Raw genomic sequence first — 15,122 nt, forward strand, 5'->3', positions numbered from 1 at the left:
TGGTAATGGAGTATCACCATAATGAGTCAAGCCACAGTGAACGAGCGTCCGGCCAGCCCGCCCAACGGCTGGTTGAACCGCTTCCTGAACGGGGTCGAGAAGGCAGGCAACAAACTGCCGGATCCCGCCATGCTGTTCCTCTATGCCTTGCTGATCGTCTGGGTCGGTTCCTGGATCCTCTCCCAGTTCTCCTTTGATCTGGTCAATCCCCGTACCGGGGAGGCCGTCGTGGTCAACAACCTGCTGACCGGGGCTGGCCTGGCCGAGTTCCTCGCCAGCATGGTCACGACCTTCACCAGCTTCGCCCCGCTCGGCATAGTGCTGGTGGCCATGCTGGGGGTCGGGGTGGCCGAGCAGTCCGGCTTCATCAACACCGGCCTGAAGAAGCTGCTGAAAGTCACCCCCGCCCGTTTCCTGACCCCCATGCTGATCCTGGTGGCCATCGTCAGTCACACGGCGGCCGATGCGGGTTATGTGCTGGTCATCCCCATAGGTGGCATCATCTTCCACGCCGCCGGGCGCCACCCGCTGGCCGGGATAGCCGCGGCCTTTGCCGGGGTCTCCGGTGGCTTTGCCGCCAACTTCCTCCCCTCGGGCGGTGATGCCCTGTTGCAGGGTTTCACCCAGTCGGCGGCCCAGCTGCTCGACCCCGATTACATGGTCAACACCCTGTGCAACATCTTCTTCACCGGTGCCTCCTCCCTGCTGATCATCTGCGTGGGCTGGTTCATCACCGAGAAGGTGGTGGAGCCGCGTCTCAGACACATCCCCCTCAACGAGGAGCTCGAGAGCGCCGACGAGATGGGACGCTACAGCGCGCAGGAGAGCCGCGCCTTCAACTGGGCCGGCTTTGCCATGCTGGCGGCCATAGTGCTGCTGGGACTGGCCCTGTCACCGGGCGATTCGCCGATGCGGGCGGCAGATGGCTCGCTGACCACCTTCGCCGCGCCCGTGATGAAGTCCATAGTGCCGCTCATCTTCCTGCTGTTTATCCTGCCTGGCATCGTCTACGGCTTCGTGGCGGGGAACTTCAAGAGCGGCAAGGATGTGATCGATGCCATGTCGGCCACCATGAACAAGATGGGCTCCTACATGGTGATGGCCTTCTTCTGCGCACTCTTCATCAAGGCCTTCGGTGACTCCAATCTGGGCACCCTGCTGGCGCTGTCCGGCGCCGAGGTGCTGCATGCCCTGGCGCTGCCGGGGGAGGTCACCATAGTCGGCATCATACTGCTGACCGCCAGCGTCAACCTGGTGGTGGGGTCGGCCTCGGCCAAGTGGGCGCTGATCAGCCCCATCCTGGTGCCCATGCTGATGGCGGTCGGGATCTCCCCCGAGCTGACCCAGGCGGCCTACCGGGTGGGGGATTCCGCCTCCAACATCATCACCCCGCTGATGGTGTTCTTCCCGCTGGTGGTGGTCTATTGCCAGCAGTATGTGAAGAGCACCGGGATCGGCACCCTGGTCTCCATGATGCTGCCGTATTCGCTGGCCTTCCTGGTGAGCTGGAGCATCTTCCTACTGCTGTATTGGGCGATGGGCTTCCCGCTCGGGTTGCAGGCGCCCTATGTGTATCCTGCCCCCTGAGGGTGACGAGGGGCCTTGGGCCCCTCGCTTTTTTTGGGTAAAGTGAGGCCTTCTTTCCGGAGGCACCATGAACCCGACCATCGATCTTATTCTCGCCCATCGCTCCATTCGCCAGTTTACCCCCGAGCCCATCACCCCCCGGCAGCTCGATCAGATCCTGAGCGCCGCCCAGTCCGCCTCCAGCTCCAGCTTCCTGCAGGCCAACAGCATCATCCGGGTGACGGACAAGGCGCTGCGCGCCACCCTGGCCGAGCTGGCCGGGCACCAGGCCTATGTGGCCGAGGCGGCGGAGTTCCTGCTGTTTTGCGCCGACTATCAACGCCACAGCCAGATAGTGCCGGACGCCCAGACCGGCTTCGTGGAGCAACTGCTGATCGGGGCCATCGACGGCGCCCTGATGGCCCAGAATGCCCTGCTGGCCGCCCAATCCCTGGGGCTCGGCGGCGTCTACATCGGCGGGATCCGCAACAACCCGGCGGCGGTGAGCGAGGCGGTGGGGCTGCCCCATCAGGTGATCCCCCTGTTCGGCCTCTGCCTTGGCCACCCCGCCCAGCAGCCGGAGCAAAAGCCCAGGCTGCCCCGCGATCTTGTCGTGCACGAGAACCGTTATCCGGGCGAGCTCGATCTCCCTTTGCTGGCGGATTACGATCGGCAGATCCACGACTACTACCTGGCCCGCAGCGGCAACAACAAGCAGCAGACCTGGAGCGGCCAGATCAAGGCGATCCTCGGCAAGGAGGCGCGCCCCTTCATGCTGGGATTCCTGCAATCCAAGGGTTTTTGCCTCAAGTAATGAGGGCCGCGGGCGATATGAGTGATGGCGCGTGCCTGTCGCGACCCGCGGCGGCGCCGGCTTGCATTCTGTGAGGCAGGGCAGAACCCCGCGCTACCTAATGCGGGTAAGCTGTTGTAGGATCACGCAATTGATTTGGGACAGGAGTTTGAACATCCTATGATTTTGACCTTGATATTGCTGTCTATTGGCGCACTCCTGTTTCTGGTTATCGCCTATAACGTGGTGCAGCAATACAAACAGAAGGCCGAGGCGGACAAGCGCCAGGCCATCGCCCGCCACAAAGCCGTGGCGGACGAGACCGAAGAAGTGCTGCTGAACGTCAACCTGGTGCCCTTCTCCAAGAACATGGTGCTGCTGTTGCAACACCGGATCCTGGACGCCTACCGCGCCATCGCGCAGGTGATGCCGAGCGGCCAGATCAAGCAGCGCATCGCCGACGTCCAGACCCAAATCAAGAGCGTGCAGGAGAACTACAGCGGCCAGGACGAGGGCCACTTCAAGACCCCGGAGTCCGATCGCCAGGCCATCCAGATGTTGCAGCTGGCCAAGAAGATGCGGGCCGTGCTGCGGGTCGAGCACAACAAGGGCAAGATAGATCCCCACGGCTTCGCCCAGGAGGATCGCCGCCTCGAGCTGATGCAGCTCAAGATCAACATCGCCAACCTGATCAAGCGGGCCATGGATGCCCAGATCCAGGGGCAATACGGCACCTGCCGCCAGCTCTACACCAAGGGATTGGGGGCGCTGGTCAATGTTTCCGACAAGGATCCCTACCTGCTGGCGCGGGAAGAGGACATGCGTCAGGGGATGCGTCAGCTGGAAGAGCATCTGCAGCAGCACAGCGAGAAGGAGCTGCAGACCATCAAGGACAAAGAGGCGGACGAGCTGGACGTCCTGTTCCAACCCAAGAAGAAATGGTGATCATGTCCCATCCACTGGATACCACACTGGGGCCCATGGCCCCATTCGTCGGCCAACTGCTGGCCGAATTGACGCCGCTGATGGGGGAGATCACTACCCCTGTGGTGGATCACCTCTGCTACCGTGCCGCCAGCCTGCCCGAATACCTGAGCCTGAAAGCCGAACTGGCCCGCCATGGCGTGCTGCTGGTGGAGGGGATGATAGGGGGTCGCCCCATCGCCACCTATCGGCTGCATCAACCCCTGTGCTGGCAAGCGCTGAGCGTGCCCTGCATCGAGCTGGCCGCGCCCAAGCCGGGCCGCAGCCATCAGGCGGGGCTCGAGCACATCGAGCTGGTGGTGCCGTCGTTGCATGAATTGGTGGCAAACCATCCCGGTCTGCCGTTCAAGACCGGCAACATCGATGATGGCCGCAACCCGGATGTGGGGCTGATGCTACCCTCCGGGCAGATCAAGTTTCACCTGCGCCCCCTGAGCGAGGTGATCGATGAGGAGCTGCGCAGCGGCGCCGTGGTGCCGGTGCCGACGGACTATTACGACGGCCTGTGAACCCGTCTGTACCCAACAAGATCAGGCCCCGACATCGGGGCCTGATCTTGTTGGGCTTGGAGCCTCAGGAGGAGGAGTGACAGGAGAGGGGACGCACGCTGCGCCCCTTCAGCTGGCCGAGCCAGAGGCTCAGGGCGGCGGTGACACAGAGCACCAGCTCGATGCCGAGCACCAATCCCCCCAGACCTCCCCGCTCCCAGAAGGGGTGCAAGTAGAGCCCCCCCAGACTGGCCCCCAGGTAGTACCCCACCAGATAGAGTGACGAGGCGAGCGCCCGGTTGTGCTCCACATGCTGGCCGACCCAGGCGCTGGCACAGGCGTGGGCGAGGAAGAAGCCGAAACTCGAGATGAGCAGACCGCCGAGGATGGCGGTCAACGAGCCATGCAACAGCATGAGACTGCCGAGCGCCATCAGCGCTATCCCGGCCAGCAGCAGCCGTTGGGCACCCCAGCGCTGGGCGCCGCGCCCGCTCAGGGAGGAGGCCAGGGTACCGGTGAGGTAGGTCAGGAACAGCATCCCCAGCCACTGGGTCGGCAATGAGAAAGGGGCCTTGGCCAGCAGGAAGGTGAGATAGCTGTACTGGTTCAGGAAGACCATGAAGTTGAGCCCGCCGATGAGATAGGCACCGACCAGCAGCGGGTTGCTTAGGTGGCTTTTGATGGCCCCGCGCAGTTGTCCGGGCGCCGCCACCACGGCCACGAAACGGGTCTGGGCCGGCAGCAGCCAGATGACCAGCGGTAGCAGGGCGAGGCTTATCAGCCCTATCCCGAGGAAGGTATGTTGCCAATCTCCAAACCAGCCGGCCAGCAGGCCGCCGACTACCCGGCCCGCGATCCCGCCGAGGGAGTTAGCGGCGATGTAGACGCCGACCGCAGAGAGCAGGGCGCGTTTGCTGAACTCCTCCCCCATGTAGGCGATGGCGGTGGCGGGCAGTCCAGCCAGCAGCACGCCTTGCAGGATGCGCAGCGTCACCAGTTGCTCGAATTGGGTCACCCAGGGAATGCACAGGGAGAGCAGGATGGCGCCGGTCAGCGTCCATAGCATGATCCGGCGTCGCCCGAAGCGATCGGCCAGCCGGGCGCAGATCAGCAGTGAGCCCGCGAGCCCGGCGGTGCAGCCCGCCAGCGTCCAGCCCGCCGACAGTGAGCTGACGGAGAAGACGTCCGCCAGCAGGGGTAACAATGGGTGGGTCTGGTAGAGATTGAGAAACACCAGGAAGGATCCCAGGCTCAGGGCCAGGGTGGCGCGTATCCACTCGCGACTACCTGCTTCGATCATATGCGTTGTCCCGACGACTTTTTTGCAGAGTAGTGGGTCGCTTGATATAAATATAATATATTTATGTTATCAATCTGATAAATATAATTGATATGGATCTGAAACAGCTAACCTATCTGCTGGCGGTGCGCGACGCCGGCTCCTTCACCCGGGCAGCCCATGGGCTGCACGTGGCGCAGCCGGCAGTCAGCATGGCCATCGCCAAGCTGGAGCAGCAGCTCGAGCTGCGGCTATTCGATCGGCAGGATCGCAGCGTGCGGCTCACCCCGGAGGGGGAGGTGCTCTGCCGCCATGCCGAGCGCCTGCTGCTGCAGATGCATCAGGCCGAGGCGGAGATGGCCGAGCTCAAGGGGCTGGAGCGGGGTGAAGTGCGCATCGGCATCCCCTACATGATGGGGTCCTATTACTTCCCCCCGATCCTGATGGCGTTCAAGCATCGCTACCCGGGCCTCAAGATCCGGGTGGAGGAGGCCGGCACCCGCGAGCTGCTCAGCCGCATGGTGGATGGCAGCCTGGATCTCGCCATCCTCATCACCAGCGATCTGCCGCCCGGGCTGGAGGGGGCCCAGCTGCTGCGCGAGGAGATGCTGATGGTGGTGGGGGAGGAGCACCCGCTGCGCCAGGCCGGCGCCGTCTCGCTGCCGCAATTCTTCAGCCAGGAGCTCGCCATGTTCCGCCGTGGTTTCTATCACCGTGAACACATGGAGGCATTGGCGCAGGGTCTGGGCATAGAGCCCAACATCGGCTTTGAGAGCAACCTCATCCCGCTGCTCAAGGCGGTGGTGCGCCAGGGATTTGCCGTGACCACCTTCCTGCGGATGGCGCTGGATGAGGAGACGGCGCTGATCGGGGTGCCCTTCGCACCGCCGATCTTCCTCGATCTCTGTGTGGCCTGGCGGCGGGGGGATCCGCTCTCCATGGCTAATCGCGCGCTGCGTGATTTTTTGCTGGCGCAGGCCCAGCCATGAGGCAGCACGCCGGATTGGGCCGTGCCCCGCACAAATAAAAACGCCTCCCGATGGGAGGCGTTTGCCGAGGCTGCGGATGATCGGTTCGTTACTTCTTGAACAGGTGATCCAGCTTGTCCGCCTTGGTGGAGAGATAGAACTCGTTGTGGGGGTTGCGCCCCTCCTGCAGGGGAACCCGCTCCACCACCGGGATGCCGAAGCTCTCCATCGCCTTCAGCTTGCGCGGATTGTTGGTCATCAGCTTGAGACTCTTGACCTCCAGCGCCTTGAGCATGTCGGCGCAGATGGTGTAATCGCGCATGTCGGCGGCAAATCCCAATGCCACATTGGCCTCGACGGTGTCGGCGCCCTGATCCTGCAGGTGGTAGGCCCGGATCTTGTTGAGCAGGCCGATGCCACGGCCCTCCTGTCGCACGTACAACAGGACGCCACGACCGGCCTTGGCGATGTTCTGCATGGCAGCCTGCAGCTGGAAGCCGCAGTCGCAGCGCAGGCTGAACAGGGCATCCCCGGTCAGACACTCAGAGTGAATTCGGCCCAGCACGGGCTCACCATTTGCGATATCGCCCATCACCAGTGCGGCGTGATCCTTGCCTGTACCGGTTTCCTGAAAGCCTACCAGCGTGAAGGTGCCCCAGGGGGTCGGCAACTTGGATTTAGCCACGAGGCTAATGCTGCTCATAGGGTTGCTCCTGACTACAGCTGCTTAAAAAAGGCGGCCAGTTTAGCGCGCCTTGCCCATAACAACCATAAGAACAAAACCTTGCATTGAGGAATGCTTTGCCTGATTGGTCATAAAGGGGGCAATCGCGACGACTTCTGCGCAATTGTGTGGCCTGACGACTGCCAGAGCCCGTGCATTTGGGTATAATCGGCGCCTATTTCCCCATCCCAACAGGGATGTGTGACCCCCTGTGCAGGAGAAGATTTATGCCTCATATGGCCCCCGTGATGACAATCGATGGCCCGAGTGGTGCCGGTAAAGGCACCCTGTGCCAACTGCTGGCCGAGAAGCTGGGTTGGCACCTGCTCGATTCTGGCGCCATCTACCGGGTGCTGGCTCTGGCCGCCTTGCATCACGATGTGGAACTCGATTCCGAAGCGGCGCTGGTGCCCCTGGCCGCCAATCTGGATGTGCAATTCCAGGTCGACGGCGAACAGGTCAAGGTGGTGCTGGAAGGAGAAGACGTCTCTCGCACCATCCGTACCGAAGAGGCGGGTAACGCTGCCAGCAAGATCGCCGCCTTCCCCCGCGTCCGCGAAGCACTGCTGCGCCGTCAGCGTGCCTTCCGCCAGGCACCTGGCCTCATCGCCGATGGCCGTGACATGGGCACCGTGGTTTTCCCTGAGGCCGAGGTGAAGATTTTCCTCGACGCCAGCGCGGAGGAGCGGGCACAGCGCCGTTATAAGCAGTTGCAAGATAAGGGCTTTGATGTTAACTTTGAGCGTCTTTTAACCGAGATTCGGGAACGTGACGATCGCGACAGAAATCGCGCCGTAGCCCCCCTGAAACCCGCAGAAGATGCTCTTGTGGTAGACTCAACGTCTATGACCATAGATGAAGTGCTGGTGACGGTGCTCGCCTATGCGGAGCAACAACTTGGTGATATCAGCACGAGCTGATGTCAGTCGTCTGCACCATGGATGGCGCAGATAATTTAAAACAACCCCGCTTGTGCCGGATTGCGAGTGGATGTTTCATTTGTGACACAAACAATGATCGAATCTTTTGCTCAACTCTTTGAAGAGTCCCTGAACGCCGTTGAAACCCGTCAAGGTTCCATCGTCAAGGGTACCGTCGTTGCTATCGAGAACGGTTTTGTACTGGTTGACGCTGGTCTGAAATCCGAGTCTGCCATTCCTGCTGAAGAATTCAAGAACGCCCTGGGCGAGCTGGAAATCAATGTAGGCGACACCGTTGACGTGGCTCTGGACTCTATCGAAGATGGTTTCGGCGAAACCAAGCTGTCCCGCGAAAAAGCCAAGCGCCACGAAGCCTGGCTGCAGCTTGAGAAGGCATACGAAGAGCAAGCTACCGTTATCGGTATCATCAACGGCAAGGTCAAGGGTGGTTTCACCGTTGAACTGAACGGCATCCGTGCCTTCCTGCCGGGTTCTCTGGTTGACGTGCGTCCGATCCGTGACACCGCTCACCTGGAAAACAAAGAACTCGAGTTCAAGGTCATCAAGCTGGACCAGAAGCGCAACAACGTTGTCGTTTCCCGTCGTGCCGTGATCGAAACCGAGAACACCTCCGAGCGCGAAAGCCTGCTGGCCAACCTGCAAGAAGGTCAAGAAGTTAAGGGTATCGTCAAGAACCTGACCGACTACGGTGCATTCGTAGATCTGGGCGGCGTTGACGGCCTGCTGCACATCACCGACATGGCGTGGAAGCGCGTTAAGCATCCTTCCGAAATCGTCAACGTTGGCGACGAGATCGCAGTCAAGGTTCTGAAGTTCGACCGCGAGCGTACCCGTGTATCCCTGGGTCTGAAGCAGCTGGGCGAAGATCCCTGGGTTGCTATCGCCAAGCGTTACCCGGAGACCACCCGTCTGTCTGGCCGCGTGACCAACCTGACCGACTACGGCTGCTTCGTTGAAATCGAAGAAGGCGTTGAAGGCCTGGTACACGTATCCGAGATGGATTGGACCAACAAGAACATCCACCCGTCCAAGGTTGTTAACGTTGGCGACGTGGTTGACGTGATGGTTCTGGACATCGACGAAGAACGTCGTCGTATCTCCCTGGGTCTGAAGCAGTGCAAATCCAACCCGTGGCAGCTGTTTGCCGAAACTCACGCCAAGGGCGACCGTGTTTCCGGTAAAATCAAGTCTATCACTGACTTTGGTATCTTCATCGGCCTGGACGGCGGCATCGACGGCCTGGTTCACCTGTCTGACATCTCCTGGAACAACCAGGGCGAAGAAGCAGTTCGTGAATTCAAGAAGGGCGACGAGATCGAAGCCGTTGTTCTGCAAGTGGACCCGGAGCGCGAGCGCATCTCCCTGGGCGTCAAGCAGATCGAAGAAGACCCGTTCAACAAGTACCTGTCTGATAACAAGAAAGGTGCTATCGTGAAGGGTAAGGTTACCGAGGTTGATGCCAAGGGTGCCGTGATCGAACTGGCTGACGGCGTAGAAGGCTACCTGCGTGCCTCCGATGCTGCTCGTGACCGTGTAGAAGACGCGACTCTGGTTCTGTCTGTCGGTGATGAAGTTGAAGCCAAGTTCATGGGCGTTGATCGTAAGAACCGCACCGTAAGCCTGTCTGTCCGTGCTAAGGACGAGGCTGACGAGCGTGTTGCTATCGATAGCCTGAACCAACAAGAAGAAGTTGTGTTCAGCAATGCTATGATGGAAGCGTTCAAAGCCGCCAAGGGTGAGTAATCCTTGATGCAAGAAAAGGGCGGCTTCACGCCGCCCTTTTTTATCTTGGCATAATGAATATTGCATGTGATCGGGGAAGGAGATTTAACCTTATGACCAAATCAGATCTCATCGAACAATTGGCTGCCAGCCGCATGCATATGCCGGCCAAAGATGTCGAAGCCGCGATCAAGGAGATCCTTGAGCAGATGGCGTCGACCTTGCAAAACGGCGACCGGATTGAAATCCGAGGATTTGGAAGTTTTTCACTGCACTATCGTGCCCCCCGTGTGGGTCGCAACCCCAAGACCGGGGACAAGGTTGAACTGACCGGGAAATATGTCCCGCACTTCAAGCCCGGCAAAGAGTTACGCGAGCGCGTGAATATCATCGAATAATGCAGAAAATGGCATACCTGGGTATGCCTTTTTTATTTTTGTGACTTGGATTATGCCAATAGTCCGGTTTCTCGAAGTCTTTTCCCATTCGCTCTAGAGTCTTCCCGTGATTTTAAGGATAATCAATCTCTCATTAGCCACAGACAGGGAGCTCCTATGAAGCGTATCTTGGCCCTCATCCCCTTGGTACTGGTGTTTGTGCTGACCCTCGCCATCGGTTCGCAAAACGGTCAACAGGTGCAGTTCAATTATCTGATAGCCCAGGGCGAGTTCTCGCTCTCCATGCTACTGGGATTCTTCCTCGCCGGCGGTTTCCTGCTGGGCTGGCTGGTATTCGGTCTGCTCTTCGTGCGTCTCAAACTGCAAAACCGCACCCTCAATCGCACCATGCGTCGTCAATCCCGCGAATTGGAGCTGGCCCGGTCGACAGCCAAGGAATAATGTCCCTCGATGCTTGAACTGCTTTTCCTGCTGTTGCCTATTGCCGCTGGTTATGGCTGGTACATGGGACGCAGGAGTGTTCGCCAGGACACCCAGCAACAGAGTAACCAATTCTCCCGCCAGTATGTGGCGGGTCTCAACTATTTGCTGTCTGACGAGTCGGACAAGGCAGTGGATCTGTTCATCCAACTGCTGGAAGTGGACAGCGAAACCATCGAAACCCATCTCTCTCTCGGCAATCTGTTTCGCCAGCGTGGCGAAGTCGATCGCGCCATCAAGATCCACCAGAATCTCGTTACCCGCCAGCTGACCCGGGAGCAGCGTCAACTCGCGCTGCAGGAGCTGGCTCGTGACTTCCTTGCCGCCGGCTTGCTGGACAGGGCCGAGGCGCTCTGGAACGAGTTGTGCGAGGACGGTGACTATGAAGAGACGGCGCTGGCGCAGCTGCTCGTCATCCATCAGCAACTGCGTGACTGGGACAAGGCCATCGAGGTCGCGGTTCGTCTGCAGAAGTTCCAGGGCAAGAAGCTGGCCGACCCCATCTCCCATTTCTATTGCGAGCAGGCAGAGAGTGCTCTGCGTGAAGGGGACAAGGCGGCGGGGCGCGCCAAGTTGAAGCGGGCGCTCGGCGTCAATCCCGCCTGTGCCCGCGCCAGTCTGCGGCTGGCCGAGCTGGCCATGGAGGAAGGCAAGCATGAAGAGGCCAGCAAGGAGCTGCTGCGGGTGTTCGAGCAGGACATGGACTTTGCCTCCGAAGCCATGCCCAAGCTGCTCAGCTGCTATCAGCAGATGGGCCGCAGCCAGGAGCTGATCCCGCTGCTGGAGAAGGCGGTGGAGGATCATGCCGGTGTCAGCGTGACCCTGGCCCTGGCCAATCTGGTGGAGGCGCGCGACGGCCTGAGTCAGGCCCGTGCGCTGGTGCTGCGCCAGCTGCGCCGCCACCCGTCCATGAAGGGCTTCTATCAGCTGGTCGGCTTCCAGCTGGCCAGCGCCGAGGAGGGGCCCGCCAAGGAGAGCCTGGAGCTGCTGCAGCAGCTGGTCGGCGAGCAGATCAAGATCAAATCCACTCACAAATGCCGTCAGTGCGGCTTCGCCACCCACTCGCTGTTCTGGCAGTGCCCCTCCTGCCGGCAGTGGGGCTCCATTAAGCCGATCCGTGGCCTGGATGGTGAATAGCCGCTGGTAAGAGGCGAAATGTCAGCGCCTAAGTGCCTCAGGCTGGGCCTTGGCCTGGACGATGAATCGCTGCTCAGAAAAATGATGAAATACCAGATCCCAGGGCCTCAAGCTGAGCCGTGGTCTGGACGGTGAACAACAACCCATAGGAAGTGAAATGCTAGATCCCAAAGTACTGGTTGCGCTGGACTATCAGCACGAGGCCGATGCCTTCGCCTTCATTGAACAGATCTCCCCGGCCCAGTGCCGCCTCAAGGTAGGCAAGGAGATGTTCACCCTGTTTGGCCCCCAATTCGTACGTCAGCTGGTCGCCAAGGGATTCGATGTGTTTCTGGATCTGAAGTTTCACGACATTCCGAACACAGTCGCCAAGGCGGTGGCGGCCAGTGCCGAGCTGGGCGTCTGGATGGTGAACGTCCACGCCAGCGGGGGCGAGCGCATGATGCGGGCCGCCAAAGAAGCGCTCGCGCCCTATGGCGACAAGGCGCCCCTGTTGATCGGCGTGACAGTGCTGACCAGCATGGAGCAGTCCGACATGGCGCCCCTCGGCCTCAGCGTCGGCCCGGCCGAGCAGGTGATCCGGCTGGCCAAGCTCACCAAGGTGTCTGGCTTGGATGGGGTTGTCTGCTCCGCCGAGGAGGCTCATGAGTTGAAAACCTTGCTCGGGGCCGACTTCAAGCTGGTCACGCCGGGCATTCGCCCGACCGGCTCGGCGGCGGGGGATCAGCGCCGCGTCATGACGCCGTTGGCGGCGATAGAGGCGGGGGCCGATTACCTGGTGATAGGGCGTCCCATCACCCAGGCCGCCGATCCGGCCGCGGTGCTGGCCAGCATCAACGCCGAGCTGAGCCGATAAGGCGCCGAGCCCTGAATGACAGCAGGCCGGATTTTCAATCCGGCCTGCTGTCTGTTGAACGGTAGCGATGTGGGAAGATGCGGTGATCAGGTTCTGAGCGGTCTGGCCGCCCGGCCATCAGCTGAGCTCAGGGCTTGACGGTCTGGGCACCCAGACCGAATGGCAGCAGGCCGAGCAACAGGCCTGCGGCTGAGCCAATCAGATGTGATTCGATGTGAACCCGGGCGCCGATCAGCAGGGAGGCCGGGCTCTCACCGGCGCTGTAGAAGTCCAGTCCGAGCTTGATGAGGATCCCCAGCAACATCAGCCAGCCCGAATGGCGGCGATGACGGATATCCTGCAAGGCGCCCCACACGAAGAGCCCATGCAAGGCGCCGGACAGCCCCATGTACCACTGGGTCTGCGGGCACCACCACCAGATCCCCAGGCCGACGGCCGTCCCTAGCAACAAGAGCAGCGCGGGCAGGCGCCAACCCCCCAGGTACTCTCGAAACAGGCTGTAGAGCACGCCCAGGCCGCTCAGATTGAGCAGCAGGTGCCATCCGTTGGTGTGGGCCAGATTGCCTGTTATGATGCGCCACCCTTCGCCCTGGGCTATCAGGGTACGATCGAAGGAGATCAGGTGATTTGGTACTGTGAGGAAGAGCAAGGCAGTGACGAGCGAAAGCGTGATGACCCAGAGCAAACCCGATTTTTCTGACAACATGAAACGGCCCAACGACAAAGAGAGCCGTTACTGTACACGCTGCACCCGAGCCCTCAAAGCCTGCCTGTGTGATTATATTCAGCAGGTGCCCCATCTTGCCCCGCTCCACATTCTGCAGCATCCGACCGAGGTGGCTCACCCCAAGGGCACGGCCGTCCTGCTGGCCGCTTCCCTCAGCCAGGCCCGCATTCATGTGGGGGAGAGCTTCGCCGATGCCGACTGGCTCAATGCCCTGCTCGCTGATCCCAAGGTGCAATGCTATTTGCTGTGGCCAGACGATCAGGCCCTGACCCTGGCGCAGGTGCGCGAGCGCATCCCGCCAGCCCATGAGGTGCATTTTATCCTGCTCGATGGTACCTGGCGCAAGGCGTATCGCATGTTGCACAGCAACCCGGCTCTGCTGCAGTTGCCGAGGATCAAACTCGGCGCCATGGCGGGTCAATATTCCATTCGCAAGAAGCCGTTCCCCGAGGCGCTGTCGACCCTGGAGGCGGGCTACCATCTGTTATCCCAGTGGGAGGGGGAGCCCGAGCGCTTCGCCCCGCTGATGAACCTCTTTTCCCAGTTGAACCAGCAGTGGCATGACTTTGCACAAGGTCGCCGCGCTTGAATCTGAATTGCAAACAGGAGTGATGAACGTGAAAAAAGCCGTCGTGGTATTCAGTGGTGGTCAGGACAGTACCACCTGCCTGGTGCAGGCCCTGGCCCGCTATGATGAAGTGCACGCCATCACCTTCGACTATGGTCAGCGCCACCGGGAGGAGATCGACACCGCTCGCCGTCTGGCCAGCGAGTTTGGTATCGCCGCTCACAAGGTGATGGATGTGACCATGCTGGGGGAGCTGGCGGTTTCGGCCCTGACCCGGGACGAGATCCCGGTCAGCGGCGAGCTGCAAGACAACGGCCTGCCCAACACCTTCGTGCCGGGCCGCAACATCCTGTTTCTGACCCTGGCCTCCATCTATGCCTATCAGGTCGGCGCCGAGACGGTGATCACCGGGGTCTGCGAGACCGACTTCTCCGGTTACCCGGATTGCCGCGACGAGTTCGTCAAGGCGCTCAACCAGGCGGTCTCCCTTGGGCTGGATCGCGGCATCCGCTTCGAGACGCCGCTGATGTGGCTCGACAAGGCCGAAACCTGGGCGCTGGCGGATCATTATGGTCAGCTCGACAGGGTGCGCCAGCAGACGCTCACCTGTTACAACGGCATCCTGGGGGATGGCTGTGGCAGCTGTCCCGCCTGCGAGCTGCGCAGCCGAGGCTTGCACCATTATCTGGCCGATCGGGTCGGGGTCATGGCCCGCCTGCGTGAGAAAACCGGGCTGGGTGAGAAAAGCGGATCCTGAGCCTGCGTCTTGCCCCGGTTTGGGGTATAATCCGCGCCTTTTGCAACAAGCCGTGATCAGCATGCACTACCCAATCAACGAGATCTTCCAGACCATCCAGGGGGAGGGCGTCTTCACCGGCCTGCCCGCCATCTTCGTTCGCCTGCAGGGTTGCCCGGTGGGCTGTCCCTGGTGTGACACCCGTCATACCTGGGTGGTGGATCCGGCGCGTGAGGTGGGCAGTAGCGAGGTGCTTGATCGTTCCAACGAGTCCGATGGCTGGAGCAAGATGAGCACGGCGCAGATCCTGGCCAGCTTCGAGACGCTGGGTTACCGGGCCCGCCACGTGGTGTTAACCGGTGGTGAGCCCTGCCTGTATGACCTGCATGAGCTATCAGCGGCCTTGCTGGCGGCGGGGTATCAGGTGCAGATCGAGACCAGTGGTACCAGCGAGATCCAGACCCACGACGACACTTGGGTCACCGTCTCTCCCAAGATAGGCATGAAGGGGGGCTTGCCGGTGCTGGTGTCGGCGCTCGAGCGTGCCAACGAGATCAAGCACCCGGTGGCCACTGAACGCCATATCGAGGAGCTCGATGCCTTGCTGGCGACGGCCAGCCTGCGTCCCGATGTGATGATAGCGCTGCAGCCCATCAGCCAGAAGGCCAGGGCGACCGAGTTGGCCATGGCGACCTGTATCGCCCGTAATTGGCGGCTCTCCATCCAGACCCACAAATATCTGAATATTGATTAAT

General features: G+C 60.9%; 17 protein-coding genes. 14 read left to right on the plus strand and 3 right to left on the minus strand.

Features of this window, described 5'->3' with window-relative positions; translation table 11 throughout:
* The first annotated feature begins 21 nt into the window (after positions 1–21).
* The 4 genes from KW821_RS07210 (at position 22) to KW821_RS07225 (ending at position 3,852) form a co-directional block, all read left to right on the plus strand.
* Positions 22–1,587: an AbgT family transporter gene (locus tag KW821_RS07210; RefSeq protein ID WP_218290949.1), complete on the plus strand. Its 1,566-nt coding sequence runs from the start codon at positions 22–24 to the stop codon at positions 1,585–1,587.
* Between the two features lie 67 nt (positions 1,588–1,654).
* On the plus strand, positions 1,655–2,380 hold the full coding sequence (gene nfsA / locus KW821_RS07215; RefSeq protein ID WP_218290950.1) for an oxygen-insensitive NADPH nitroreductase: 726 nt from the start codon (positions 1,655–1,657) through the stop codon (positions 2,378–2,380).
* 159 nt (positions 2,381–2,539) lie between these two features.
* The gene (locus KW821_RS07220; protein ID WP_042652356.1) at positions 2,540–3,304 is read left to right on the plus strand and encodes a hypothetical protein; all 765 of its coding nucleotides are present in this window, start codon (positions 2,540–2,542) and stop codon (positions 3,302–3,304) included.
* Entirely contained in the window at positions 3,298–3,852 is a 555-nt protein-coding gene (locus KW821_RS07225; protein WP_218290951.1) for a VOC family protein, read from the plus strand. Before KW821_RS07220 ends, KW821_RS07225 begins: the two co-directional genes overlap by 7 nt.
* A 64-nt stretch (positions 3,853–3,916) precedes the next feature.
* Here the strand turns inward: KW821_RS07225 and KW821_RS07230 are convergent, their stop codons facing one another.
* Positions 3,917–5,131, minus strand: a complete 1,215-nt coding sequence (locus KW821_RS07230; protein WP_218290952.1) for an MFS transporter — start codon at positions 5,129–5,131, stop codon at positions 3,917–3,919.
* A gap of 92 nt (positions 5,132–5,223) precedes the next feature.
* Between KW821_RS07230 and KW821_RS07235 the strand changes: the two genes are divergently transcribed.
* Positions 5,224–6,099 carry a LysR family transcriptional regulator gene (locus KW821_RS07235; RefSeq protein WP_042652353.1) on the plus strand — a complete coding sequence of 292 codons (876 nt, stop codon included), beginning with the start codon at positions 5,224–5,226 and terminating at the stop codon, positions 6,097–6,099.
* Between the two features lie 88 nt (positions 6,100–6,187).
* On the opposite strand, the gene ribA is transcribed toward KW821_RS07235, so the two are convergent.
* A complete protein-coding gene (gene ribA, locus KW821_RS07240; RefSeq protein ID WP_042652352.1) occupies positions 6,188–6,781 on the minus strand; it encodes a GTP cyclohydrolase II in 594 nt (197 codons plus the stop codon).
* A 248-nt stretch (positions 6,782–7,029) separates the two neighbouring features.
* On the opposite strand from ribA, the gene cmk reads away from it, so the two are divergent.
* From cmk to pyrF, 6 genes are all read left to right on the plus strand, one after another.
* Complete coding sequence (cmk, locus tag KW821_RS07245; RefSeq protein ID WP_218290953.1) at positions 7,030–7,722, plus strand: (d)CMP kinase; 693 nt, start codon at positions 7,030–7,032, stop codon at positions 7,720–7,722.
* A gap of 93 nt (positions 7,723–7,815) precedes the next feature.
* The gene (rpsA, locus tag KW821_RS07250; protein ID WP_005327816.1) at positions 7,816–9,486 is read left to right on the plus strand and encodes a 30S ribosomal protein S1; all 1,671 of its coding nucleotides are present in this window, start codon (positions 7,816–7,818) and stop codon (positions 9,484–9,486) included.
* Positions 9,487–9,578: 92 nt separating this feature from the next.
* Positions 9,579–9,863: an integration host factor subunit beta gene (gene ihfB / locus KW821_RS07255; protein WP_005299934.1), complete on the plus strand. Its 285-nt coding sequence runs from the start codon at positions 9,579–9,581 to the stop codon at positions 9,861–9,863.
* A gap of 156 nt (positions 9,864–10,019) precedes the next feature.
* Positions 10,020–10,304: a LapA family protein gene (locus KW821_RS07260; RefSeq protein ID WP_042652349.1), complete on the plus strand. Its 285-nt coding sequence runs from the start codon at positions 10,020–10,022 to the stop codon at positions 10,302–10,304.
* Positions 10,305–10,313: 9 nt separating this feature from the next.
* Complete coding sequence (gene lapB, locus KW821_RS07265; RefSeq protein WP_218290954.1) at positions 10,314–11,480, plus strand: lipopolysaccharide assembly protein LapB; 1,167 nt, start codon at positions 10,314–10,316, stop codon at positions 11,478–11,480.
* A gap of 157 nt (positions 11,481–11,637) precedes the next feature.
* Positions 11,638–12,336, plus strand: a complete 699-nt coding sequence (gene pyrF, locus KW821_RS07270) for an orotidine-5'-phosphate decarboxylase (RefSeq protein ID WP_218290955.1) — start codon at positions 11,638–11,640, stop codon at positions 12,334–12,336.
* Positions 12,337–12,463: 127 nt separating this feature from the next.
* Here the strand turns inward: pyrF and rrtA are convergent, their stop codons facing one another.
* Entirely contained in the window at positions 12,464–13,042 is a 579-nt protein-coding gene (gene rrtA / locus KW821_RS07275; protein WP_218290956.1) for a rhombosortase, read from the minus strand.
* Here rrtA and KW821_RS07280 point away from each other — a divergent pair.
* The 3 genes from KW821_RS07280 (at position 13,041) to queE (ending at position 15,121) form a co-directional block, all read left to right on the plus strand.
* On the plus strand, positions 13,041–13,652 hold the full coding sequence (locus KW821_RS07280) for a tRNA-uridine aminocarboxypropyltransferase (protein ID WP_371317601.1): 612 nt from the start codon (positions 13,041–13,043) through the stop codon (positions 13,650–13,652). The two genes, rrtA and KW821_RS07280, sit on opposite strands and share 2 nt — an antisense overlap.
* A gap of 28 nt (positions 13,653–13,680) precedes the next feature.
* Positions 13,681–14,388: a 7-cyano-7-deazaguanine synthase QueC gene (gene queC / locus KW821_RS07285; protein ID WP_371317596.1), complete on the plus strand. Its 708-nt coding sequence runs from the start codon at positions 13,681–13,683 to the stop codon at positions 14,386–14,388.
* A 61-nt stretch (positions 14,389–14,449) separates the two neighbouring features.
* A complete protein-coding gene (gene queE / locus KW821_RS07290; RefSeq protein ID WP_218290959.1) occupies positions 14,450–15,121 on the plus strand; it encodes a 7-carboxy-7-deazaguanine synthase QueE in 672 nt (223 codons plus the stop codon).
* Position 15,122: the final 1 nt, after the last annotated feature.

Origin of the sequence: Aeromonas sp. sif2416 (assembly GCF_019218665.1) — a bacterium.
Taxonomy (GTDB): Bacteria; Pseudomonadota; Gammaproteobacteria; order Enterobacterales; family Aeromonadaceae; genus Aeromonas; species Aeromonas encheleia.

Excerpts from the sequence above, each read along its gene's own strand:
- KW821_RS07210 (WP_218290949.1), top strand. The coding sequence starts at position 22 with ATGAGTCAAGCCACAGTGAACGAGCGTCCGGCCAGCCCGCCCAACGGC.
- KW821_RS07235 (WP_042652353.1), top strand. The coding sequence starts at position 5,224 with ATGGATCTGAAACAGCTAACCTATCTGCTGGCGGTGCGCGACGCCGGC.
- ihfB (WP_005299934.1), top strand. The coding sequence starts at position 9,579 with ATGACCAAATCAGATCTCATCGAACAATTGGCTGCCAGCCGCATGCAT.
- rrtA (WP_218290956.1), bottom strand. The coding sequence starts at position 13,042 with ATGTTGTCAGAAAAATCGGGTTTGCTCTGGGTCATCACGCTTTCGCTC.
- cmk (WP_218290953.1), top strand. The coding sequence starts at position 7,030 with ATGCCTCATATGGCCCCCGTGATGACAATCGATGGCCCGAGTGGTGCC.
- KW821_RS07280 (WP_371317601.1), top strand. The coding sequence starts at position 13,041 with ATGAAACGGCCCAACGACAAAGAGAGCCGTTACTGTACACGCTGCACC.
- rpsA (WP_005327816.1), top strand. The coding sequence starts at position 7,816 with ATGATCGAATCTTTTGCTCAACTCTTTGAAGAGTCCCTGAACGCCGTT.
- pyrF (WP_218290955.1), top strand. The coding sequence starts at position 11,638 with ATGCTAGATCCCAAAGTACTGGTTGCGCTGGACTATCAGCACGAGGCC.
- KW821_RS07220 (WP_042652356.1), top strand. The coding sequence starts at position 2,540 with ATGATTTTGACCTTGATATTGCTGTCTATTGGCGCACTCCTGTTTCTG.
- lapB (WP_218290954.1), top strand. The coding sequence starts at position 10,314 with ATGCTTGAACTGCTTTTCCTGCTGTTGCCTATTGCCGCTGGTTATGGC.
- KW821_RS07260 (WP_042652349.1), top strand. The coding sequence starts at position 10,020 with ATGAAGCGTATCTTGGCCCTCATCCCCTTGGTACTGGTGTTTGTGCTG.
- KW821_RS07225 (WP_218290951.1), top strand. The coding sequence starts at position 3,298 with ATGGTGATCATGTCCCATCCACTGGATACCACACTGGGGCCCATGGCC.
- queE (WP_218290959.1), top strand. The coding sequence starts at position 14,450 with ATGCACTACCCAATCAACGAGATCTTCCAGACCATCCAGGGGGAGGGC.
- nfsA (WP_218290950.1), top strand. The coding sequence starts at position 1,655 with ATGAACCCGACCATCGATCTTATTCTCGCCCATCGCTCCATTCGCCAG.
- ribA (WP_042652352.1), bottom strand. The coding sequence starts at position 6,781 with ATGAGCAGCATTAGCCTCGTGGCTAAATCCAAGTTGCCGACCCCCTGG.
- KW821_RS07230 (WP_218290952.1), bottom strand. The coding sequence starts at position 5,131 with ATGATCGAAGCAGGTAGTCGCGAGTGGATACGCGCCACCCTGGCCCTG.